Below are 21,922 nucleotides of genomic sequence, written 5' to 3'. Positions count from 1 at the left end.
CAACTGCTGCGGCAGGGCTGCCATAGAACAGGAAAGCGGTATAGAGAAGCCTCTACACCGCTTTACCGTATCCGATTGGCAATGGCCAACATCCTCAATGAATTTACCGCCTACTCCCGGTTAAAAAGTTCGGGATGAGTCATGTATAGGTGCTTATGCATGGTTTAGCTACCAGCAGTTCGTCCCGCTGGGACTAGAAGCTGAACAAATACCGGTTTTCGTCAGTTTATTTTCAACTACAAGTTATAGTCAAACACAAGTCACCATAAAGAACATCTCTATGCCCTGTGTCTTTCGTACTTAGTCCTAGGGCAGATATGGGTGAAAATTCTATATTTGCATAGCACGCATTTTCACTAGCTAAAACAACACTATGGCATACGAATCCGCAGGAGCTCCTGATTACTTCAACATCGACGACCTGCTTACCGAAGAGCATAAGCTCATCCGGCAGACCATGCGCGACTTCGTGAAGCGCGAAATCTCCCCAAACATTGAGCAGTGGGCGCAGGAGGCACATTTCCCGTCTGAGATTGTAAAGAAGTTCGGAGAAGTGGGAGCCTTCGGCCCGACCATCCCGACAGAATACGGTGGAGGCGGCCTCGATTATATCAGCTACGGTATTATTATGCAGGAGATAGAGCGGGGCGACTCCGGTATGCGCTCTACGGCTTCGGTGCAGGGCTCGCTGGTGATGTATCCTATTTACAAGTATGGATCAGAAGAGCAGCGGAAGAAATATTTGCCTAAACTGGCTAGCGGCGAGTGGTTGGGCTGTTTTGGCTTAACAGAGCCTGATTTCGGTTCTAATCCCGGCGGCATGGTAACCAACATCAAAGATATGGGCGACCACTACCTGCTGAATGGAGCCAAAATGTGGATTTCAAACTCTCCGGAGTGCCAGGTGGCCGTGGTGTGGGCGAAGAACGAGGAAGGCCGCATCAAGGGCTTGGTTGTGGAGCGGGGCATGGAAGGCTTCTCAACCCCCGAAATTCATAACAAGTGGAGCCTACGCGCCAGCACCACCGGCGAACTGGTATTCGATAATGTGAAGGTGCCGAAAGAGAATCTCTTTCCTAACGTTGATGGCCTGAAAGGCCCGCTTGGCTGCCTCGACTCTGCCCGCTACGGCATTTCGTGGGGTGCCATTGGTGCCGCTATTGACTGTTATGAGTCTGCCCGCAAATACAGCCTGGAGCGCATCCAGTTCGATAAACCAATCGGTGCCTTCCAACTCACGCAGAAGAAACTGGCAGAAATGCTGACAGAAATTACAAAAGCGCAACTGCTGGCCTGGCGCCTGGGCACCCTCATGAACGAAGGCAAAGCATCAACGCAGCAAATCTCCATGGTCAAGCGCAACAACGTGGATATGGCCCTGCGCATCGCGCGCGAAGCACGCCAGATACATGGTGGCATGGGTATTACAGGGGAGTATCCCATCATGCGCCACATGATGAACCTGGAGTCAGTAATGACCTATGAGGGCACGCACGATATTCACCTGCTGATTACAGGTGCAGACATAACGGGCATTCAGGCCTTCAAATGATCTACACAGGGTTTGCTAACTGTATTAGATTTATGAGGGGTAATTATAAAATAATTAGCAAAAAGAAGTAAATTAGTAGGCTGAAATGGAGCAAAATCAGAGCTGAAACTGTTACCTTTAAGTAGAGCAGGAGCTGTAAGAAATTAGAGAATACACAATGAGAGAAGATTACCTCACTGGCGAAAAAGACCATATGACGCCAGTTGAACGCGATATCGATAAGGCGCTCCGTCCCCTGAGCTTCAGCGACTTTACAGGTCAGGCGAAGGTGGTGGAGAACCTGAAGATATTTGTAATGGCGGCAAGGCGCAGAGGCGAGGCCTTAGACCACGTGCTGCTGCACGGACCTCCGGGACTGGGTAAAACAACGCTGTCTCACATTATTGCGGCAGAGCTAAACTCCGGCATCAAAATGACATCCGGACCAGTGCTGGATAAACCAAGTGACCTGGCAGGTTTGCTGACAAACCTGGAGCCGAACGATGTGCTGTTTATAGACGAGATTCACCGCCTGAACCCTATAGTGGAAGAGTACCTGTACTCGGCCATGGAGGATTATAAGATTGACATCATGCTGGATTCCGGTCCGAATGCGCGCTCCGTACAAATCAGCCTGAACCCGTTTACGCTGATCGGGGCCACCACGCGCTCTGGCCTGCTGACAGCGCCATTGCGTGCCCGCTTTAGTATTAACAGCCGCCTGGAGTACTATGATTCAGAGTTGCTGACATCGATTGTAAAGCGTTCGTCGATGCTGTTAGGTGCTCCTATACACGACGATGCTGCGTTTGAAATTGCCCGCCGCAGCCGGGGTACACCGCGTATTGCCAACAACCTGCTGCGCCGTACCCGCGATTTTGCGCAGGTAAAAGGCGACGGCACTATCTCAGTTGACATTGCGAAGTTTGCCCTGCATGCGCTGGATGTGGACCATAACGGTCTGGATGACATGGATAAGCGCATCCTGCTGACCATTATCGACAAGTACAAAGGCGGCCCTGTGGGTATCTCCACCATAGCAACAGCCTGTGGCGAAGAAGCAGAGACAATAGAAGAAGTGTACGAGCCGTTCCTGATTCAAGAAGGTTATATTAAGCGTACTGCCCGCGGCCGTGAGGCGACGGAGGCTGCCTACAGGCACTTAGGGAAAATACCGCCGCAGCAGATTACAGGCGGCGGCTTGTTTGACCAAACTGAAAATTAATAGCTGTTTGTGATTACGTTTATTTAAAAAGCAGGCCCCGGGCCTGCTTTTTTATTGCCACTCAGTAAAGCAAAGCGTGTGACTTGCACAAGCACCAGCGGGAGTTGCGCACGCCACAAGACCATCCGCCAGGTGCCATGGGTAAGAAACTAAGGTTTTTCCGCCGCTGTTGTGTGTTTTCACCAACAGCTTCCTGGTAGCTTCACTCTCTAAAAACCTCGCAGCCTGCGGACGACTGCAGGTTATGGATTTATTTTACCTTAATTTTGTTGAGAAACAGCGACTAGAGTTATAGATTTTGAATAAAGAGAAATACACACACCTGATAAAGCAGAGGGCGAAGGAGCTGGGGTTCATGTACTGTGGCGTCTCGAAGGCCGAGTTCTTGGAGGAGGAGGCTCCGCGCCTCGAGCGCTGGCTGAACCAGAACATGCACGGGCAAATGCACTACATGGAAAACCACTTCGATAAGCGCCTGGACCCACGCCTGCTGGTAGAGGGTGCAAAATCAGTGGTGTCGATGTTGCTGAATTATTTCCCGGAGGAGACGCAGCCGGAGGAAGGTACTTATAAGATATCCAAGTATGCCTATGGTACCGACTATCACTTTGTCATTAAAGACAAACTGAAAGAGCTGCTGTGCTATATAAATGAGGAAATAGGGGAAGTAGGCGGCCGCTGCTTCGTGGACTCAGCCCCGGTGCTGGACAAGGCCTGGGCAAAAAAAAGCGGGCTTGGCTGGGTTGGCAAGAACAGCAATCTTATCACGCCGCAGGTAGGTAGCTTCTACTTTATAGCAGAACTCATTATTGACCTGGAACTGGAGCCGGACGGTCCCATTAAAGATTACTGCGGCTCCTGTACACGCTGCCTGGATGCCTGCCCGACAGGTGCTATTACAGAGCCGTATGTAGTGGATGGAAATAAATGCATCTCCTACTTCACAATTGAGCTAAAAGACCAATTGCCGCAGGAGATGCATGGAAAATTTGGAAACTGGGTGTTTGGCTGTGACATCTGCCAAGATGTGTGCCCCTGGAATCGCTTTAGCAAACCGCATCAAGAGCCTGCCTTTGCGCCACATCCTCACCTAAAGGATATGAAGGTAAACGATTGGCAGGAACTGACGCAGGAGGTCTTTTCGCAATTATTCAGAAAATCAGCTGTAAAGCGTACCGGCTACAGCGGTTTGCTGCGTAACATTCATTTTGTGGAGCAACAACCAGAAAATGAGTAATCCTCCTGGCTTAAGCCACCGTTGCTCTGGAAAATACCTTGTTTAGGATAACGAGGTACATTCCTGAAAACTGATCGTAACACCACTGTTTGAGTTGCTGCAGTTCTTCTGCTGCCAAAACTTTAAAAGCCTTTCTCAGCTCTTTTTCAAACAACATTTTATCAAAACTAACTTTCAATAAAATTGTCTTAATGTACTCAAGCATTGTTTTCTGAAAACTTTAAGTTAACGTGTGTTATCGGGTGCATTCTTTATACGGTTCAAAATTACAAAAGTAAGTGGTCACTTACAAGTTTATGTAAGAAATTTTAGATCTTATGTAGCAGGAGTAATAATCTGAAGGGAAAATAAGAGTAGCAATAGGCTCATAAAGAGAAAGATAGGGCCCGGAACGGGGTGTGAAAGTTTGTGATATCATGCTCTGGAAAAGGTCTTCCCAGTAGGAGTGTAGCAGGTTTGAGAGCACAGGAGGCAGGGCTGCAAGGGAAACTTTGAGCAGCTTTTCCTATTGCAGATTTGTAGTCCCATCAGCATGGTGTGTGCTGAACCTGGGAGTCTGTTTTAAAAGCCTGGCAAGGAAAGCAGGCTGTAAAACAGAGAAAGCCGCAAAATGTGGCTTTCTCTATCTGTCTTAAAACTTAAAACTGTTATGCTATAAAAAGACCTGCTATGTCTAAAACCGCGCTCATTGATAGCGGCTCATCAAAGGCTTCTGTTACACTGGCGGCTGCAACGCCTGATACGGCAGGCACATCTACTCCAGCCTGCATTGTCTGCGCCTCACCGGCGTATACAGCTTGTGTTGGAGCTGGCATTCCTGCACCACGCTCATCACCTGTAATCCAGCCTTTCAGCCCGCGTATTCTGCGTACGACAGCAGCATGACGTGCCTCTACAGAATGAATTTGCAGCGCTGCCGTCAGCACATCACTGTTGCTTACCAGGTTTGCTGCCTGCCCTTTATAGGCACGTACACCCGTATCCTCAAAAGCCTGCGACAGTGCCAGGAAAGTCTGAGGGTTTGTGTTCCAGTCACTAAACGCCCCACCGGCTGAGAAGTCGAATGTTGGTTCATTTACCGGAGTGCCACCGGCACTGCTGATAGCCGACTTCAGGAAGTTGACGTGAGCCAGTTCGTTATCGCGAACCTCTGAAAAAAATGCTCTGTTATCGCCCAGGTTAAGGCCTGAGGAGGCAAGGGCCTGGTCGTAAAAATTATACTCCAGGTATTCCAGCGTGAGGGCATAATTCAGTACATCCATAATGCTGTTGGAAGACTGGCCGTAGGCCTTCTTGAACATGCTTCCCATTGCAATCGGAACAGCGGCAAGGGCTACTTTTTTGCCAAAGCTTCCGAAGTTACTCATGGCACTACGGCGGGAAGAGAGGCGGTTGTATACTTCCGGATCTACTTTCTCAATGTCCTTTATTATCTTGAATATGTTCATGACTGTTCCTCCTGCTTATTTTGGTAAGTTGCTGAAATCTAATTCTGTGGTAATAAACGGTGCGGCGGCCATAAGCACTTCACTTGGCATCATGGCACGATCAAGTCCGTTGTTGTCGATAAACTCTTCCCCGAAGCGGCCGTTACCCGCAATAAGATCGTCGATGGCGGCAGCATGGCGTGCTTCTACCGATACAATTTTGCCGGCAAGCAGCAGGTAGTCCAGGCCTGCGCCTGTGTCAGTAAGCAGCTTGCCTGCCCCATTGTAAGCGGCTACACCCAGGTTTTCGAAGGTTTTGGCAGTCTGCAGCACACTGCTCTTGTCGTTGAAGTTTACGCTGCTGAAATCTACCTCCAGGTCAGGTATGGCGTTGGAGCCTAAAGCGGTCTTAAACAGTTCGCGGTGGGCCACTTCATGAGCTTGCAGGTCCTGCATGACCATCATTTCATCAGCAGAAAGCGCTGCTGTGGAGTTAGCTACCACAGCGGTGTAAAAAGCTGCCTCCAGTTGCTCCAGCGCATAGGCATAATTCAGGATGCCAACATCACCGGACCCCAGATCCACGGCTCCGTTCATAGGCGGTTTCATATCATCTTCCTTATCACAGGAGGTGGTGAGGAGAAGTGTGGTGGCGGCAGCCGTAGCGCCGGCATACCGGAAGAACATGCGTCGTTGCATAGGGGCGCCAAAAGACTTTAGCAGCCCTCCTTCGTTTTCCTGAGGCTTTGTGGTTTTAGACATAATTTTATTTTGTTAAGATGGAAAATCATGCAGATACATTGGCCTGTAATTTAAAATGAGGGCTTCCGCTACCTGCTGTTGTGGAACAACCTACGAGGGAGGGGGTAGTACCGGATTGCACGGTTCTCAAGAAGCTTGAGAATAAAATGAAAAATTATTTGTGCCTGCTGCTGGAGTACCGGTGAAGCGTGTGCTGAATAAAAGACACCTTTAGAGGCCACAGGAGAAGCAAATAACTTTAGAGAGAACTAAAATAGAGGCAGGCAGAGTTAGCCTTTTAATGTACTGTGGGCTTAGAATATTCTTGAATTAGACTTTTTAGGGCCTCAAAACTGCGCTTCGGTATATCATTCCTGTGGCTCAGTTGCGTTGTGAATTTTGAGCACGTCTACCAGTTAGTGCTTTAATTTATTAAATTTGTTTTTTATAAAATATAATCCAATTGTGCCGTTGCGGCATCTGCTTATGCGGATCTGTGTTCTTCTGTTTCTTCTTTGTGTTGCTTGTGTTGTGCCGGCCTGGGCGCAGCAGATCAGCCTGGAGCTATCGAAGAGCCCGCTGCCCCTTAACCAGTACTATACCATCTCTATTAAGCTGCAGGATCAGCAGCTGAAAGAATACTCCCCTTTCCCGGAAATAGAAGGTTTCAAGAAAAGTAACAGGTACTCCTCCACCAAAACCATCATAACAGGAGGTAAAACAACCACTATCCTTACCATCACGCAGAATTATGCGCCACTGGAAGAAGGAGAGTATGTATTAGAGCCTTTCTCTATGCAGGTGAACGGGAAAACTGTGCAATCGAAGGGTATGACGATAGAGGTGACGCCGATGCAGGAGAATGCAGTAGAACCACTCAATTTTCCTGACCTTATTTCAGAAGAAGAGGAGCCTCTGGAAGCAGATGAGACAGAGTTTATTGACAAAGATGATAATGCTTTCCTGACTGTATACACAGATAAAAAGGAGGTATTTGTAGGCGAAGGCATTAACGTGGTGCTGTACTTTTACCTGGCAGAAACAGATCAGCGCCTCCTGGACTTTTATGACTTTGCTAACCAACTGACAGCAATCATGCGGCAGCTAAAGCAACCTAATACCTGGGAGGAAACCTTTGATTTCACGGAAATCACTCCTGAAAACGTTACCGTGCGGGGAAAACCATACCTTCGCTTCAGGCTATACGAGGCGGTGCTGTACCCGCTGAACCTGGAGCCGCTCCGTTTTCCACAGCTGAAACTGCAGATGATTAAGTACAAGGTGGCGAAAAATCCCAGCCTCCTGGCAGAGGACCGACAGGAAGGTTACAAGGTGTTTTACTCCCGGGAGCGCGTTATACCTGTAAAAGAACTGCCCCCGCACCCGCTGCGCGATGTGGTGCCGGTTGGAAATTACAGTTTAAGCGAGAGCCTGTCGAAGAAAAGAGTGGCTGCAAACAAAAGTTTTACTTATCTTTTCGAGATTAACGGTGAAGGCAACCTGGCTGCCATTATGCCGCCAGTGCCGGAGGCGCCACCAGGGCTGGAGTTTTACCCGCCTGATGTGCGGCAGGATGTAACAAAGCGTGCCGGTAGAGTGGTGGGCTCTAAAACCTTTGCCTATACCGTGCTGCCACGGGAGCCGGGGCAGTACAACATGGGCAACGTGCTGCAGTGGATTTATTTTAATCCGACCACAGCCGCTTATGATACCCTGCGGCCTTCGCTGCAGGTGCAGATAACGGGTGCCCGCGGCAACGATGCCTTAGTCCTTTCCAGAGATTTGGGATCTTTTTACAATATCATCGAAAACGAAGACAATACGTTGGTGGATGTACACTTCTTCGATACAATTAAGCGCTACACCAACATTATTCTGCTGGTGCTGCTTCTTGTGTCAGCCTTCGTTTTCCTAAAGAAATAGAACATGAGCAACACGTACGGAAAGCTTTTCCGCATCACTACTTTTGGGGAGTCGCATGGTGCGGCTGTGGGTGTAATAATAGATGGCTGCCCTGCTGGCCTGGAGGTAGACCTGGAGGAAATCCAGCACGCGTTGGATCGCAGGCGCCCGGGACAGTCTGCTATTACAACACCCCGCAAAGAGGAGGACAAGGTAACAGTGCTTTCCGGTATTTTTGAAGGCAGGACACAGGGTACGCCGATTGCAATGGTCGTGAACAACAAGGATCAGCACAGCCATGACTACAGCCACATACAGCACGCTTTCCGCCCGTCGCACGCCGACTACACCTACACGGCTAAGTACGGTACCCGCGACTACCGTGGCGGTGGCCGCAGCTCAGCCCGTGAAACGGTGGCTCGTGTGGCGGCAGGCGCGCTGGCAGCCAAGCTGCTGGAGAAGTACGGCATCAGCGTAAAGTCTTACGTGTCGCAGGTGGGCAAGATAAAGCTGCAGAAGCCTTACACCGAGCTCGACCTGAACCAGATTGACTCCAACATCGTGCGCTGCCCTGACGGTGCCACGGCTTCCCGCATGATTGGCTTGATAGAAGATGCCCGCGACAGCCTGGACACGATTGGCGGGGTAGTGAGCTGTGTGATACAAGGTGTGCCAGCAGGATTAGGAGAGCCAGTTTTTGATAAGCTGCACGCGGAACTGGGCAAGGCCATGCTCAGCATTAACGCAGTAAAAGGCTTTGAGTACGGCAGTGGCTTTGAAGGCGTGAAAATGCGCGGTTCTGAGCACAACGACCAGTTCTACACAGATGAGGAGGGTAACGTACGTACCCGCACCAATAATTCCGGCGGTATACAAGGCGGTATCAGCAATGGGCAGGATATCTACTTTAATGTAGCCTTCAAACCGGTAGCCACTATTCTGCAGCCGCAGCAAACTATTAACGATGCCGGAGAAGACGTCACGCTGAAAGGCAAAGGTCGCCACGACCCCTGCGTATTGCCACGTGCTGTGCCTATTGTGGATGCCATGGCCGCACTTGTGCTGGCTGATTTCCTGATGCGCCAGCAGGCAAACAAGGTGTAGCTGTAGACCTTACAAAAGCATAACTGGTTTCTGGAAGCCTCCTGCAGAGTAGCACTTTACTTGCAGGAGGCTTTTATATACCCTCGCTGCAGCCGCATTAACTGCTGGAAACATGTGTAAAGCTGCTACTCCTGTGATGAACCTGTGCCTGTGGTAAATCCCTATAAACCAAAAGGCCACCCTGGAAACAGGGTGGCCTTTTGGTTTATAGGGATTTACCGACTTAAAACAGGCGCAGGTGAACTACTAAGTACCAGATTAAGATAAGTGCTGGTAGCAGGAATGGAATTGAATAACGCACGATGTATGCGAAGAAAGTAGGCATTTTTATACCTGCACTTTCAGCGATTGCTTTCACCATGAAGTTAGGCCCGTTACCGATGTAAGTGAAAGCCCCGAATAGTACGGCTGCCAGTGAAATAGCCTCCAATAGTACAAGGGTTGCCGGATCAGCGCCTGTGCCGGTGGCGAATTGCCGTACCTCTATCACACTGTTCTGAGCCATGTCATACTTGGCCATAGCCAATGACAGGAAGTTGGCATAAGTTGGCGCATTGTCCAGGAAGCCGGAAAGCGAACCTGTGGCCCAGTAAAGGAAGGTAGGCGTGATATACTGCGAAAACTGTGGCGCGGAGGCAATTTCTGCAGACAGTTGCAGAGCCGGCATCATGGTAAAGAAGATACCGAAGAACAGGAACACCACCTCCAGAATGGGGTGGAAGTTAAACTGGTTACCAGCGAGGGCTGTTTTGCTGGAGAAACGGAAGCAAAAGAAAGCCGCTGTTAGCTGGATGATTTCACGCAGGAAGGAAAACTTATTGCCGTCGTACGCAATGTAAGGCAGGCCGTCTATTACGTTGGGGTCCAGGAAAATAGCCCCGATGATGATTGCTAACCAGAACAGGTTGCGCTTGCCACTTACATAAAACTCTGTCTTCTCTTCGTTTTTGGCTACCACATCAGGGCGTGGAGTAAATGCTGTTTCTTTATTGCGGCTGTCTACTATGTAAAAGATCAGGCACAGGATACTGATTGTCAGTATCCATGGCAAAAACAAGTGCTGTAGTGTCCAGAAGAACGGTACACCTTTCAGGAAGCCGATGAACAGGGGCGGATCACCGAGAGGTGTCAGCAAACCACCGGCATTACTTACAATAAAGATGAAGAATATGATTTGGTATGGCTTGATGCGGTGCACATTCAGGCGAATAAACGGACGAATCAGGAGTAGAGAAGCTCCTGTTGTACCCACAAAATTGGCCAGTACAGCACCCACAGCTACCAGAGCCACATTCATAAGTGGTGTGGCATTGGCATTGATGTTAATGTAGATTCCGCCCGCAGCGATGTAAAGTGAGCTCAGCAGAATAGCGAAAGAGGCATACTCCGCCAGCGTGTGGGCTGGCATATGATAATCCTGTAGTATAAAGAGGTAGTATGCCAGCACCGTAAGGCCAAGTGTTACGGCTACAATTTTATAGTTATGCTCCCAGAAGTGCCCGAAGAAAATTGGACCGGCGGCAATCATGCCGATTAGAATCAGGAAAGGTATTATCAGGAAAACTGGAAGCGCATGCTGGGCCTGCGCCAGCAGAATGAAGTTGGTTAGCATGTTTAGAAAATGCGGTGTTACGTCAGTTCAAATTTGCTTGCGGTGCAAAGATACGTTTTCTGAAGTAATTAGCTAATGAAACCTGACTGCTGGAGGTTGCCGCCGTGGCTGGTAAGGCGGTATTTTAGCAGTGGAGGTAAATGTGAAATGAGAAGGCTTTTCCTGCATGCGGAGGAGGATGCGATACGCATAACATCTGACTTCAAGGTCAAATTTTACACGTATCGCAAACTTTTTGTATTTACAACTCCTATGATTTTTTAGGTATATCCTCTGGTGCAGTGTTGATATAGGTCACTGGTATATTTTCATCTTTTACTACCTCATCGTCATCATGCTTTTTACCTGAAGGTTGCGTTGATGAATCCGGTTTGTTCTGATTGTCAGAGACAGTTCCTTTCATTTGATTTTTATCTTCTTCCTTCCTGTTCTCTTTATTTTCCATGATATTTTCTTTCAATTTAGATTTGTACTCAGTTGTAGGTAGCATACGTGTTGTAATGCAAATAGTATTGAAAACAGGAGGAGCGGGCATTGAAAAATGGAGAAATCAGGTTTAATTTACGTATTAAAACAGCGTGTTATTCTGTTTTTACTGTATCAGTACGATTTTATACGTAGTTATTTACTGCACTACGCTTTATAATATAATTGTACTTTGCTTCTGTTATTTGTGCTCCTAAGTGCTATAAAGCAGCATAGCCTTCCTTGCTCCTGCCATAAAGAAGGCGTTTTGGGAGTGGGAACAAGATGAGCTTCAGAACGGATCGGACAAGGGTGCTGATTGCCGTCGCACCACATCGTACAACTCGGCAACTGTTACGGCTTTGCTACTTATCAGAAATATTGATTAATTTTGGAAACTTAAAGGTATAGCCTTAGGTTTTAATATAAAACAGAGAAATATCATGATAGAAAATAAAGAACAAGTAGTTTCTGTATACGCAGAAGCTAACCCGAACCCGGAGTCAATGAAGTTTGTGATGAACGTGCAACTGTTGCCTGAAGGCCAGAGCGTGGATTATCCGAACCTGGAAAGCGCACTGGAGTCGCCGCTGGCGCAGGAGCTTTTTAACTTCGATTACGTGTCACGTGTTTTTATTGCAAGCAACTTTGTGACAGTTACAAAGGGCTCAGATATTGAGTGGGTGAAGCTAATCCCGGAACTGCGTACGTTCCTGAAGTCTTATATTGAGGCTGGTGGCCCGGCCTTCAACGAAGGTTTTTCTGTGGCCAAGCCTGAGACTACCACAACCGAAGGCGGAGCATCAGAAGAAGACGCGGCAATTTCCAAGAAAGTGATTGACCTGTTAGAAAACTATGTGCGCCCGGCTGTGGAGCAGGATGGCGGTAACATCACTTTTAAGTCGTACCATGATGGCGTTGTAACGGTGTTCCTGCAGGGGTCGTGCAGTGGTTGCCCTTCTGCCACTGTAACGCTTAAATCCGGTATCGAAAACCTACTGAAGCGCATGGTGCCTGAAGTAAGAGAGGTAGTTGCTGACGGTGTTACTATCTAAATCAGACTATTTTAATTTAACTATAAAAGAAGAAGCCAGCCCTGTAAAGGGCTGGCTTCTTCTTTTATCAGTATTTAGGGCGCAGGTGCGAGCTTATAGCCTTTTCACCCTATGCTTAGGTCGCCAAAGTCCTGTTAAAGGGACAGGCACAGGTCGGGGACTGTCCGCGCTTCGATTCGTATGAAACAGCAGCATTTGCCTGTATATAAATGCCTGCTGCCTGTTGCAGCGGGTATGATTGGCTCGGGAACGATTGGTATGTTTTAAGCTGTCCCTGTGAAACAGCATATTGTCATTATAAAGCTGCTGGTACAGAGAAGGAGGTCCTACCATCATTCAATAAGGAATATGGGGCTGGACAAGGTTGTGAGTTTGCACCAGTGGGAGTATGAGCAAGACCATTAAAACAGAAAAAGCCCGGGACGATTGCCCCGGGCTTTTTCTGTTTTGGTTTTAAACCCTTAGCGGGCTGTCTGTGCAACCTGTGCCGAAGTGGCAGGTGTTTTTTCTTCTTTTACAGTATCCACTACAATTGGTGTAGCAATGAACAGGGAAGAATACGTACCGGCCAGCACACCGATAATCATCGCCAGTGAGAAGCCACGAAGCACTTCGCCACCAAAGATAAACAGAATCACCACCACCAGGAACAAGGTCAGGGAAGTAATGATGGTACGGCTGAAGGTGCTGATAAGGGCTGGGTTAACAATGTCTCTTATATGGGCACGTGGGTTATCATACATGTATTCACGCACACGGTCAAAGATTACCACGGTATCGTTGATAGAGAAACCGATGATGGTCAGAACCGCTGCAATAAATACCTGGTCTATTTCATAAGAAATACCAAACAAGTCCAGGATAGCAAATACAGCGATAATCATCAGGGCATCGTGCAATAAAGCTATCACACCACCCAGCGAGAACTGCCATTTTCTGAATCGAATCATTACATAAAGGAAGATACCTACCAATGACAACAGAATCGCAATCAGGGCAGTATTCTGGATGTCGTCGGCTATGGTGGCACCTACCTTGGAAGAGCTCAGTATTTCAGGGTTCAGGTTGCTGTACTCCTGTAATCCGCTCATGAGAGCTGCCTCTACCTGCTCATCAGCCTGTATGCTCTCATCATCTGCTAACCAGCTTGTAGTAATTTTCAGGCGGTTAGGGCTATCATATGTCTTCACCTCAGTGCCCGCTTCCTGGAAATCGTCAGAAAGGGCCGTACGTACATCAGATGCCGGAACAGCCTGGTCAAGCTCTACTACATAAGAACGGCCACCTTTAAAGTCAACGCCCAGGTTAGGACCACCGTTAATGTACATCGCCACAAAGCCAAACACCAGGATACCCAGCGAGAATGCATAGGCTGGCTTTCTGTACTTCATCACATCGAATGTAACGTTTCGGAACATTTTGCCGGAAAGCAGCGTCGAGAACGACAGTTTACCACCTTTCTTGAATGTGTTTTCAACAAACACTCTTGAAATAAATACTGATGTAAAGAAGGAGGTTACGATACCGATCATCAGCGTAATGGCGAAGCCTTTTACAGGACCTGAACCGAAGAAGTAAAGGATAAAGCCAACCAGGAAGGTTGTTACGTTCGCATCTAAAATAGTACTGAAAGCTTTGTCGTAACCCTTGTTGATTACCTCACGCATCGATAGTCCTTTCAGCGACTCTTCCCGCATACGCTCAAAAATCAGTACGTTCGCATCTACGGCCATACCCAGTGTAAGCACGATACCGGCAATACCAGGCAGTGTAAGCGCAGCATTGAACTGTGCCAGCACACCCAGGATAAAGAACACGTTGAAAAGAAGGGCTAAGTCAGCAATGAAACCGCCACGGCTGTAGTACGCAATCATGAAGATAACCACAAGCGCGAAACCGGCCAGCGTAGAAATCAGACCCTGGTTAATTGCTTCCTGACCCAGAGAAGGACCTACTACGGCTTCTTCCACTATGCGGGTAGGAGCTGGCATTTTACCTGCTTTCAGGATATTGGCTAAGTCCTGTGCTTCTTCTACAGTAAAGTTACCGGAGATAGAGGAGCTTCCGCCTGTAATCTCACCCTGTACAACCGGAGCAGAGTATACATAGTCATCGAGTACGATGGCAATCTGGCGGCCTACGTTGTCACCTGTCAGGCGAGCCCATTTCTTGGCACCTGTCGGATTCATAGTCATGCTGATTTCAGGGCGGCCTGTCTGGTCAAAGTCCTGACGAGCATCATTGATAGCCTCACCGGTTAGGGGAGCCTCGCCTCCACGGCCTTTCTTGATAGCATAGAACTCTACAAACTCCTGGCGGTTATCGCCGGCAACCGGCTTCACACCCCACAGGAACTTCATGTTAGGAGGGAACATGCCACGTACTTCCGGGCTGCTGAAGATGTCGTTGATTTTCGCTGTATCACGCACGTTGGCACCAATACCGCCAGGCATCTGTGTGAACAGGTTAGCCAGCACGCTGTTTTGCTGTGCGTTAGCCAGGGAGTCAAGTGTTGAGCTTGCTGCAACTGCTGCAGCGCTGTCTGTTTGAGTAGAAGCGATGGCAGTTGTGTCGGCAGCAGCAGAATCAGTAGCAGCAGCCTGTGCCAGTACATCACCTGCAGCATCCTGTACTACAGCGGCATCGGCGGTAGCATTATTAGGGGTAGCATTTGTGTTAGTAGCAATGTTCAGTTTTCCGGCGCGCTGCTGCTCATCCAGGTACTGGCCCACCTGTACAAAGTAAGGGCTGAACTCCTGCGGCGACCATACTTCCCAAAACTCGAGGTTCGCCATACCCTGCAACAGGTTACGAACGCGGTCCGGGTTATCTACACCTGGTAGCTCAATCTGGATACGGCCTGTGCCCTCCAGGCGCTGGATGTTCGGCTGCGTTACGCCGAATCTGTCGATACGGGTGCGCAGGATGTTGAAAGAACGGTCAATGGCGTCCTCCACTTCAGACTCGATAACTTCAATCACCTCCTCGTTAGTAGACTCATAGCTGATTCGGCCACGGTTCGCCGTGTTGGAGAAGATGCGGCTCAGGCGGCCGTTTGGCTCCACCTCACGGTAAGCCTCAGCAAAAAGCCTTGTAAAGCGCTCTTGGCTGTTTTTTTGTAATTCCTGCGCACGGTTCAGGGCTTTCAGGAAGTTAGGGTCCTTGCTGTTGCCAGACATGGAGCGGATGATCTCAACAGGAGACACTTCCAGCACCACGTGCATACCACCTTTCAGGTCGAGGCCAAGCCCAAGCTCGTTCTCTTTTACCTCTTGGTAAGTCATGCCCAGGTAAACAGGCTCTCTCGAAACAGAATCGAGGTAACTCTGCCGTCTGGCAGGGTCAATGTTGCCTTGTGCATCTGTGGCATAGGCCTCGGCCTTGCTTTCCACGCTGCGGGCAACAAAAGAGAAAGACAGGTAGTAAAGGCAGAGCACCGATACAATGGCTGTCAGAACAATTATTAACGTTTTATTCCGCATTTTTAATTAATAATAGAATAGATATAATTGAATTTGGTTGATTACTATAGATTTCCCTTTTATAGGCAACTATAAAAAGCAGCAGATGCGTTCCGTTGGCTATGCATTACTAGCCTGCCAACGCGCAAGAAATTAGCAAAGGGAATAATAAACGAGGGAGAAGAGTAGCCTAGGGGGCGTTAGGCTGAATAGTGATAGGGAAAATACGGGATACAAAACCGATACCTGGAGGGATGGTGGTGTAAGCCGGTAATAGTTCGTCAGTTGGCTTGGCAAAGGATGGCTGCTGCGGCAGTGGCACTGTAGCCTGCTGCAGGTTAAGTGCCACAAAGGAAGTGGTCGCCTCCAGTGATACCTTCTGCTTAACAACTGTCTTGTTCTCTGAGGCTGGGGCCGTCGCCAGCCTGGAATCAGCCTGCTGCGCCGGTACGGTTGCCGCTGATGTATACGCCACTACTTCCTGGCCGTTGAGCATAAGCGCCCACAGCAGGGTAAAAGACATCAGCAGATGCTTAAAGTAGTAGGATATAGTTTTCGTGTTCGGCATTCGTAATGTATTGCTTACAAATGTAATGCCTTTTTATCTGAAAAAAGAAATCATTAGCGGTTTATATCTATAAATCGCTTTACATCATGCTTTTTGCCGATAAGGATCAGAATATCTGAAGGATAAATGATGGTGTCAGCCTTCGGAACACCGATAATATGCTCCACCTGCGTCGGTTTTCCGTCTAAGATTTCCTCGAAAAAGCGTTTGATGGTGATGAGGTTAATGTTGTACTTCTCGCGGAGTGATATTTTAGCAATGCTGCGGTTGGCGATGTTTCGCGGTGCGTTAATCTCCACAATCTCGTAGTTGTCGGGTAGGGGCAGGAAGGTGCGGATACTGGGCTGCAGCAGGCGCTCAGCCACTGTTTTACCTACCTCACCCTCCGGCGACAGAATCTCCTGCACACCCATTTTCTCCAGGATTCGGCGCTGCTGCTTATTAGAGGCACGCGTAATCACACGCTTCACGTTCAGCTCCTGCAGGTTTGCAGTAGTTATCAGCACAGCCTCAAAATCTTCGCCAATGGCCACTATTACGGCATCCAGGTCCTGGATGTTCTGCGCCTCCAGTGCACGGATATCGGTGGCGTCGAGGGCAACGGCATAAGCAACTTCGTCTTTGATTGCCTCTACATGGTCCTCATTATAGTCGATAGCAATCACTTCGGCGCCACGCTCTGCCAGTGTGCGGGCAATGGAGTTGCCGAATATGCCCAGTCCGATTACAGCAAACTTGTGCCTCATGCTTTTATTTTCGCGTTTAAAAATGTCGTCAGCACCTCCAGCCCCCTCTCAAAATGGTTGTTGTTCGGGATAACAATGTCGGCGTCGTTTTTATAAGGCTTGATGTATTTCTCGTACGTCGGAGCCACATGGTGGGTGTAGCGGTATAATACGTCTTCCAGGTCGTAGCCCCGCTCTATGCGGTCACGCACGATGCGGCGCTGCAGCTTAATGTACTCCTTCGCATCGATGTACACTTTCAGGTCCATCAGTTTGGCTATCTCCTCGAAGTAAAAAACAAAGATACCCTCTACTACCACAATCGGAGCCGGTTTGAACTCTAACTGCTTTGGCACTACGTTTGGGTTATTGAAAGTGTACTCAGTACGGTAAACAGTCTCTCCCTGGCTTAGCTTCACGATGTCGCGGGCGTAGGCCGCATCGTCGATGCAGGAGGGAAGATCGAAGTTAACGACTCCGTTTGCGTCTTTGGTCTGGAACTCGCGTGATTTGTAGTAGTTGTCCTGGGAGACCAGGCAAACGTTTTCCGGTGCGAACGACGTGAGTAGCTGGTTCAAAAAGGTCGTTTTTCCTGAAGCACTACCTCCTGTAATCCCGACAATAAATGGCTTTTGCATAGGAAGCTATGGTTTCAGGCTACAAAATTACGACATAATGCAGAACAAGACCACAGGCTTTTCATTTTTTTGTAAAAAACGGGTTAGAGTGCTTTTAGGAACGCCACGAGTTGCTGCACAGCACGCCCACGGTGGCTGATAGCGTTTTTCTCTGCAGCACTCATTTCTGCGAAAGTGCGGTCATAGCCGTCGGGTACAAACACCGGGTCATAGCCGAAGCCCTTGTCCCCCTTCCACTCCTTGCTGATGGTGCCTTCCACAGTGCCCTCAAACTGGTGCTCCTGGCCATCCAGTATAAGTGTAACAGAAGTGCGGAAGCGGGCTTTGCGGTTCCCGTGTGGTTCCAGGTTCTGCAGGAGGAGTTGAATGTTATCGCTGTCGGAGCGTTGCAGGCCGGCATAGCGGGCGGAGTATACGCCGGGGGCACCATTCAGGGCCTCTACTTCCAGGCCGGTATCGTCGGCAAAACAGCTTACCTTATAGTTCTGCCACACATACTCCGCCTTTTGCCTTGAGTTGCCTTCCAGCGTATCCTGTTCTTCCGGCAGTTCTTCGTGGCAGCCAATATCCTGCAGGCTCAGCAATTTGTACTTACCCTCCAGCATCTGGCTCACCTCGGCTAATTTGTGTTTGTTGTTCGTAGCAAAGCAGAGTTGTTTCATGGTAAAGATGTTTATTGGTTATTGATACGAGAGGATAGTATTATGATGCCTTTGCCATGAGTTTATTTCCACAAATACCCACCGAACTTTAAAGCAATTAATAATTACCAACTACCAATCAATGCAGGTAAGCCCCGTACTTTTCCTCAGTCAGGTACACCATAATGTGGTCATTCAAAGTGGTAGCCAGTGAATAGCCGGTGTAGGTAGATGCTACGGGGTAAAGCGGGTGGTGACGGTCTACCAGTGTGGCAATTTCTACCTTTTTCGGGTTATGAGGCAGGAAGGTGTTTAAAGTATAAGCCAGCGTTTTGCCTGTGTTCAGCACGTCATCTACCAATACAATCACTTTGTCTGTTAACGATGACTGTTCAGGCGTCATCACAATTGGTTCGCTGAGCGGGGTTGTCTTGTTAAGGGTAATGTTCAGCAACGCTACCTGGATAGGAGAAATATGCTGCAGCTTTTCAGCCAGCATCTGCGCAAGGGTATAGCCGTTTTCATGAATGCCTGCCAACACCAGTTCCTTCTCTTCAAAGTTCTTTTCGTAGATTTGGTACGCGATGCGCATGATTTTCTGCTCAATCTGCGCCTTGTCCAGTATCAGGTTCTGTTGTTCTAGTTGTGGTGTCATGGGTAGTAGGATTACGGTTTACGCTATCAGAAGCAGATGCTAAGGCAAATTTAAGAAGAATTTACCTTAGCACTTCGTTTAAATCATATGCAAAATAATTTAGTATGAAGGTTTTACTTTTAGGAATTATTCGTAAATTTGCAGTCCGAAAGAGAATTAAGGTTAATTAACGTTTATAATAATGAAAAAAGGCATTCATCCAGAATACAGAGAGGTGGTTTTCCAGGATACATCCAGCGATTACAAAATCATCACTCGCTCTACCATGACTTCTGATGAAACCATCACCATGGAAGACGGCAAAGAATATCCGGTTATCAAGGTCGAGGTTTCTTCTGCTTCACATCCATTCTACACTGGTAAAAACCTGTTTGTGGATACTGCAGGTCGTATCGACAAGTTCAAGCAGCGTTACCAAAAGAAATAAGCGGTTTATTCCGGTTAAAACGTTTCAAAAGAAAAGTCTTCCTGAGAATATCGGGAAGACTTTTTTAATTTTGTGCCTATGAATATCATCCTTTTCGACGACCCTGCCATACGGCAGAACCTGCTGCCCCTCACTTTCACAAGACCAGTGGCCGAAATTCGGGTCGGTATAATGACGATTGCAGAGAAATGGAGCACCTATATGGGGGAAACTGTTTCTTACCTGACTCAGCCTTACCTGCAGGAAAAGTTTAATACGCTTTTCAGTACGCACAACCTGTACATCAACGGAGCTGTCTGCCCGGATGAAAGCATACTGAAGGCTGTGCGGGAGCTGAAGATGGGAGAAGCGCTCTATTATAGCGACACGCTTATTGCAGTGAATGGCGATAACCTGGAGGCCAGCAACATAGAAGAACTAGTTTCTTATACTGCCTCTAAAAAGCAGGAGTGTGATACTTGTACTATCATAAAGGACGTGTGGGATATATTCCTTAACAACGGCCAGCAAATACGCAGCGATTTTAAAGTGCTGACGCAGGACAGGCAAAGCCAACCCGTGAACGACAGGCATACAATGGTGTATGCGGAAGAGAACATTTTTATAGAAGAGGGCGCTAAAATTCGTGCGGCTGTACTAAACGCGGAAAACGGACCCATCTACATTGGCAAAAATGCGCAGATACACGAAGGGGCTGTAATACGGGGGCCTTTTGCCTTGTGTGAGGGCAGCAATGTGAACATGGGCGGGAAAATGCGCGGCGATGTAACCGTTGGCCCTTTTTGCAAAGTAGGCGGCGAGGTAAGTGCCTCTGTCATTATCGGGTATAGCAACAAAGGGCACGAAGGCTTCCTAGGTAACTCCGTGATAGGGGAATGGTGCAACCTGGGCGCCGATACCAATACCTCGAACCTGAAAAACAACTATGCAGAAGTAAAAATCTGGAACTACGCCAAGGGTGGGTTCAAAAGCACAGGGCAGCAGTTTTGCGGGCTTATTATGGGCGACCACAGCAAGTCCGGCATCAACACCATGTTTAATACCGGTACGGTGGTTGGCGTGAGCGCCAACATTTTTGGTGCGGGCTTCCCGCGTAACTTCATACCTTCATTTAGCTGGGGCGGAGCCGCTGGTTTCGAGACATTCCAGCTGCGCAAAGCCTTTGAGGTGGCCGAAAAGGTAATGGAACGCCGGAATGTTCCTTTCTCTGATGTAGAGAAAGCCATACTTCACCATGTGTTCGAGCAAACACAGCATTTTGCAAAAAATTAGTCGCCAGTCGTGGATAGAGGGGGGAGCGGTTGTATCAGTTGCTTCTATTGGAGTCAGGCGCATACTCTCACTTATCCTTTCTGATTTTTAATTTCTAATTCCTCAGAAGTGCAGTTTTCAAACATCATAGGGCATCAGGAGACGAAAGCGTTGTTGCTGAAGTCGGTGCAGCAGAACCATGTGGCGCATGCGCAGTTGTTCCTGGGGCAGGAGGGGAGTGCTAACCTGGCGCTGGCGCTGGCCTATGCCACGTACATCAACTGCGAGAACAAGCAACCTGAAGACTCCTGCGGCACCTGTGGCAGCTGCGTGAAGATGAACAAGCTGGTGCATCCGGACTTCAACTTTGTGATGCCTGTTACGACTACCAAATCGGTGAGCAAGGACGCCCTGAGCAACAAGTTCATGAACGAGTGGCGTGAATTTGTGCTGACCAGCCCCTACCAGGGCCTGAACGAGTGGATGCAGCACATTGGCGCTGAGAACAAACAAGGCAATATCTCCAAAGACGAAAGCCGCCAGCTTGTGAAGCTGGTATCGCTGAAAGCCTTTGAGGGCGCATACAAAATTGTGGTTATCTGGTTGCCGGAGCTCATGCACTCTTCTGCGGCCAATGCCCTGCTAAAGCTATTAGAGGAACCACCGGCTCAAACGTTGTTTTTACTAGTGTCGCAGTCGGCGGAGAAACTGCTGGCTACCATAACCTCGCGTACCCAGATTATGCAGGTGCGCAACTTTACTGAGCAGGAGGTGGTAGCATACCTGCAGCAAAAGTTTAACACCGACGACACCACAGCAAACCAGATTGCACAGTTGGCGGAAGGCAACCTGAACGCGGCTGCCAAGCTTACCACAGAAATCAGCAGCGACTACTTCGTATTCTTTACAGAATGGATGCGCCACTGCTACAGCTATAAGTTCGGGGAGCTGATAGATATGAGCGATAAGTTTCAGACGCTGGGGCGCGAGAATCAGAAAAACTTCCTGCTCTATGCGCTCAACCTGTTCCGGAAGGTGATGCTATTTGGTGTGGATGGTTCCCTTATCTCGTTTTTACCGCCCGCTGAGCTCGATTTTGTGCAGAAGTTCTCTAAGGTGATAACAGAAGCAAATGCAGGGCAACTGGCAGAGGAGTTAAACCAGGCGCATTACCACATAGAGCGAAACGCAAACCCGAAGATGGTATTTGTAGACAGCTCTATTCAAATAGCAGGTTATCTGCGTAAAGGTTAAGGA

20 protein-coding genes are annotated in these 21,922 nt (G+C 48.6%); 9 read left to right on the top strand and 11 right to left on the bottom strand.

The genetic code is table 11. From position 1 onward, the window contains the following. The first annotated feature begins 373 nt into the window (after positions 1 to 373). The 3 genes from ACYVB1_RS02490 (at position 374) to queG (ending at position 3,993) form a co-directional block, all read left to right on the top strand. Positions 374 to 1,552 (top strand): acyl-CoA dehydrogenase family protein, encoded by a 1,179-nt coding sequence (locus tag ACYVB1_RS02490; RefSeq protein WP_460920162.1) that lies wholly within the window; start codon positions 374 to 376, stop codon positions 1,550 to 1,552. Positions 1,553 to 1,709: 157 nt separating this feature from the next. Beyond that, complete coding sequence (ruvB, locus tag ACYVB1_RS02485; protein WP_460920160.1) at positions 1,710 to 2,756, top strand: Holliday junction branch migration DNA helicase RuvB; 1,047 nt, start codon at positions 1,710 to 1,712, stop codon at positions 2,754 to 2,756. Positions 2,757 to 3,054: 298 nt separating this feature from the next. Beyond that, positions 3,055 to 3,993, top strand: a complete 939-nt coding sequence (queG, locus tag ACYVB1_RS02480; protein WP_460920158.1) for a tRNA epoxyqueuosine(34) reductase QueG — start codon at positions 3,055 to 3,057, stop codon at positions 3,991 to 3,993. Between the two features lie 10 nt (positions 3,994 to 4,003). Here queG and ACYVB1_RS02475 read toward each other — a convergent pair whose 3' ends face one another. The 3 genes from ACYVB1_RS02475 to ACYVB1_RS02465 all read right to left on the bottom strand — a co-directional run bounded on the left by ACYVB1_RS02475 (position 4,004) and on the right by ACYVB1_RS02465 (position 6,182). After that, on the bottom strand, positions 4,004 to 4,198 hold the full coding sequence (locus tag ACYVB1_RS02475) for a hypothetical protein (protein WP_460920156.1): 195 nt from the start codon (positions 4,196 to 4,198) through the stop codon (positions 4,004 to 4,006). A 442-nt stretch (positions 4,199 to 4,640) separates the two neighbouring features. Then, positions 4,641 to 5,441, bottom strand: a complete 801-nt coding sequence (locus tag ACYVB1_RS02470) for a ferritin-like domain-containing protein (protein ID WP_460920154.1) — start codon at positions 5,439 to 5,441, stop codon at positions 4,641 to 4,643. A gap of 15 nt (positions 5,442 to 5,456) precedes the next feature. Further along, complete coding sequence (locus ACYVB1_RS02465) at positions 5,457 to 6,182, bottom strand: ferritin-like domain-containing protein (RefSeq protein ID WP_460920152.1); 726 nt, start codon at positions 6,180 to 6,182, stop codon at positions 5,457 to 5,459. A 465-nt stretch (positions 6,183 to 6,647) separates the two neighbouring features. Between ACYVB1_RS02465 and ACYVB1_RS02460 the strand changes: the two genes are divergently transcribed. Continuing rightward, the gene (locus ACYVB1_RS02460; protein ID WP_460920150.1) at positions 6,648 to 8,084 is read left to right on the top strand and encodes a BatD family protein; all 1,437 of its coding nucleotides are present in this window, start codon (positions 6,648 to 6,650) and stop codon (positions 8,082 to 8,084) included. Between the two features lie 3 nt (positions 8,085 to 8,087). Further along, a complete protein-coding gene (aroC, locus tag ACYVB1_RS02455; protein WP_460920148.1) occupies positions 8,088 to 9,167 on the top strand; it encodes a chorismate synthase in 1,080 nt (359 codons plus the stop codon). Positions 9,168 to 9,390: 223 nt separating this feature from the next. Here aroC and ACYVB1_RS02450 read toward each other — a convergent pair whose 3' ends face one another. Beyond that, positions 9,391 to 10,779: a sodium:proton antiporter gene (locus ACYVB1_RS02450; RefSeq protein ID WP_460920146.1), complete on the bottom strand. Its 1,389-nt coding sequence runs from the start codon at positions 10,777 to 10,779 to the stop codon at positions 9,391 to 9,393. Positions 10,780 to 11,029: 250 nt separating this feature from the next. Beyond that, positions 11,030 to 11,224: a hypothetical protein gene (locus tag ACYVB1_RS02445; RefSeq protein ID WP_460920144.1), complete on the bottom strand. Its 195-nt coding sequence runs from the start codon at positions 11,222 to 11,224 to the stop codon at positions 11,030 to 11,032. Positions 11,225 to 11,687: 463 nt separating this feature from the next. Here ACYVB1_RS02445 and ACYVB1_RS02440 point away from each other — a divergent pair, with 463 nt between their 5' ends. Continuing rightward, positions 11,688 to 12,299 (top strand): NifU family protein, encoded by a 612-nt coding sequence (locus ACYVB1_RS02440; protein ID WP_460920142.1) that lies wholly within the window; start codon positions 11,688 to 11,690, stop codon positions 12,297 to 12,299. A gap of 461 nt (positions 12,300 to 12,760) precedes the next feature. On the opposite strand, the gene secDF is transcribed toward ACYVB1_RS02440, so the two are convergent. The 6 genes from secDF to ACYVB1_RS02410 all read right to left on the bottom strand — a co-directional run bounded on the left by secDF (position 12,761) and on the right by ACYVB1_RS02410 (position 18,987). Further along, positions 12,761 to 15,781 (bottom strand): protein translocase subunit SecDF, encoded by a 3,021-nt coding sequence (gene secDF / locus ACYVB1_RS02435; RefSeq protein WP_460920140.1) that lies wholly within the window; start codon positions 15,779 to 15,781, stop codon positions 12,761 to 12,763. Positions 15,782 to 15,950: 169 nt separating this feature from the next. Next, positions 15,951 to 16,328 carry an RNA methyltransferase gene (locus tag ACYVB1_RS02430; protein WP_460920138.1) on the bottom strand — a complete coding sequence of 126 codons (378 nt, stop codon included), beginning with the start codon at positions 16,326 to 16,328 and terminating at the stop codon, positions 15,951 to 15,953. 53 nt (positions 16,329 to 16,381) lie between these two features. Continuing rightward, positions 16,382 to 17,074: a potassium channel family protein gene (locus tag ACYVB1_RS02425; RefSeq protein ID WP_460920136.1), complete on the bottom strand. Its 693-nt coding sequence runs from the start codon at positions 17,072 to 17,074 to the stop codon at positions 16,382 to 16,384. Further along, positions 17,071 to 17,691, bottom strand: coding sequence for a uridine kinase family protein (locus tag ACYVB1_RS02420; RefSeq protein WP_460920134.1), 621 nt, complete (start codon positions 17,689 to 17,691; stop codon positions 17,071 to 17,073). The genes ACYVB1_RS02425 and ACYVB1_RS02420 overlap by 4 nt, the downstream gene beginning before the upstream one ends. An 83-nt stretch (positions 17,692 to 17,774) precedes the next feature. Then, on the bottom strand, positions 17,775 to 18,353 hold the full coding sequence (locus ACYVB1_RS02415; RefSeq protein ID WP_460920132.1) for a non-canonical purine NTP diphosphatase: 579 nt from the start codon (positions 18,351 to 18,353) through the stop codon (positions 17,775 to 17,777). Positions 18,354 to 18,471: 118 nt separating this feature from the next. Next, the gene (locus ACYVB1_RS02410; protein ID WP_460920130.1) at positions 18,472 to 18,987 is read right to left on the bottom strand and encodes a phosphoribosyltransferase family protein; all 516 of its coding nucleotides are present in this window, start codon (positions 18,985 to 18,987) and stop codon (positions 18,472 to 18,474) included. A gap of 181 nt (positions 18,988 to 19,168) precedes the next feature. On the opposite strand from ACYVB1_RS02410, the gene ACYVB1_RS02405 reads away from it, so the two are divergent. From ACYVB1_RS02405 to ACYVB1_RS02395, 3 genes are all read left to right on the top strand, one after another. Continuing rightward, positions 19,169 to 19,414 carry a type B 50S ribosomal protein L31 gene (locus ACYVB1_RS02405; protein WP_115565539.1) on the top strand — a complete coding sequence of 82 codons (246 nt, stop codon included), beginning with the start codon at positions 19,169 to 19,171 and terminating at the stop codon, positions 19,412 to 19,414. Between the two features lie 78 nt (positions 19,415 to 19,492). Continuing rightward, positions 19,493 to 20,686, top strand: coding sequence for a GlmU family protein (locus ACYVB1_RS02400; protein ID WP_460920127.1), 1,194 nt, complete (start codon positions 19,493 to 19,495; stop codon positions 20,684 to 20,686). Between the two features lie 108 nt (positions 20,687 to 20,794). Continuing rightward, positions 20,795 to 21,919, top strand: a complete 1,125-nt coding sequence (locus ACYVB1_RS02395) for a DNA polymerase III subunit (protein ID WP_460920125.1) — start codon at positions 20,795 to 20,797, stop codon at positions 21,917 to 21,919. Positions 21,920 to 21,922: the final 3 nt, after the last annotated feature.

Source organism: Pontibacter brevis, from assembly GCF_054779655.1.
The sequence above is the reverse complement of the archived record's forward strand: the minus strand, read 5'-3'. Positions and strand labels throughout refer to the sequence as shown.

Excerpts from the sequence above, each read along its gene's own strand:
- ACYVB1_RS02490 (WP_460920162.1), top strand. The coding sequence starts at position 374 with ATGGCATACGAATCCGCAGGAGCTCCTGATTACTTCAACATCGACGAC.
- ruvB (WP_460920160.1), top strand. The coding sequence starts at position 1,710 with ATGAGAGAAGATTACCTCACTGGCGAAAAAGACCATATGACGCCAGTT.
- ACYVB1_RS02475 (WP_460920156.1), bottom strand. The coding sequence starts at position 4,198 with ATGCTTGAGTACATTAAGACAATTTTATTGAAAGTTAGTTTTGATAAA.
- ACYVB1_RS02470 (WP_460920154.1), bottom strand. The coding sequence starts at position 5,441 with ATGAACATATTCAAGATAATAAAGGACATTGAGAAAGTAGATCCGGAA.
- ACYVB1_RS02465 (WP_460920152.1), bottom strand. The coding sequence starts at position 6,182 with ATGTCTAAAACCACAAAGCCTCAGGAAAACGAAGGAGGGCTGCTAAAG.
- ACYVB1_RS02460 (WP_460920150.1), top strand. The coding sequence starts at position 6,648 with ATGCGGATCTGTGTTCTTCTGTTTCTTCTTTGTGTTGCTTGTGTTGTG.
- aroC (WP_460920148.1), top strand. The coding sequence starts at position 8,088 with ATGAGCAACACGTACGGAAAGCTTTTCCGCATCACTACTTTTGGGGAG.
- ACYVB1_RS02450 (WP_460920146.1), bottom strand. The coding sequence starts at position 10,779 with ATGCTAACCAACTTCATTCTGCTGGCGCAGGCCCAGCATGCGCTTCCA.
- ACYVB1_RS02445 (WP_460920144.1), bottom strand. The coding sequence starts at position 11,224 with ATGGAAAATAAAGAGAACAGGAAGGAAGAAGATAAAAATCAAATGAAA.
- ACYVB1_RS02440 (WP_460920142.1), top strand. The coding sequence starts at position 11,688 with ATGATAGAAAATAAAGAACAAGTAGTTTCTGTATACGCAGAAGCTAAC.
- secDF (WP_460920140.1), bottom strand. The coding sequence starts at position 15,781 with ATGCGGAATAAAACGTTAATAATTGTTCTGACAGCCATTGTATCGGTG.
- ACYVB1_RS02430 (WP_460920138.1), bottom strand. The coding sequence starts at position 16,328 with ATGCCGAACACGAAAACTATATCCTACTACTTTAAGCATCTGCTGATG.
- ACYVB1_RS02425 (WP_460920136.1), bottom strand. The coding sequence starts at position 17,074 with ATGAGGCACAAGTTTGCTGTAATCGGACTGGGCATATTCGGCAACTCC.
- ACYVB1_RS02420 (WP_460920134.1), bottom strand. The coding sequence starts at position 17,691 with ATGCAAAAGCCATTTATTGTCGGGATTACAGGAGGTAGTGCTTCAGGA.
- ACYVB1_RS02415 (WP_460920132.1), bottom strand. The coding sequence starts at position 18,353 with ATGAAACAACTCTGCTTTGCTACGAACAACAAACACAAATTAGCCGAG.
- ACYVB1_RS02410 (WP_460920130.1), bottom strand. The coding sequence starts at position 18,987 with ATGACACCACAACTAGAACAACAGAACCTGATACTGGACAAGGCGCAG.
- ACYVB1_RS02405 (WP_115565539.1), top strand. The coding sequence starts at position 19,169 with ATGAAAAAAGGCATTCATCCAGAATACAGAGAGGTGGTTTTCCAGGAT.
- ACYVB1_RS02400 (WP_460920127.1), top strand. The coding sequence starts at position 19,493 with ATGAATATCATCCTTTTCGACGACCCTGCCATACGGCAGAACCTGCTG.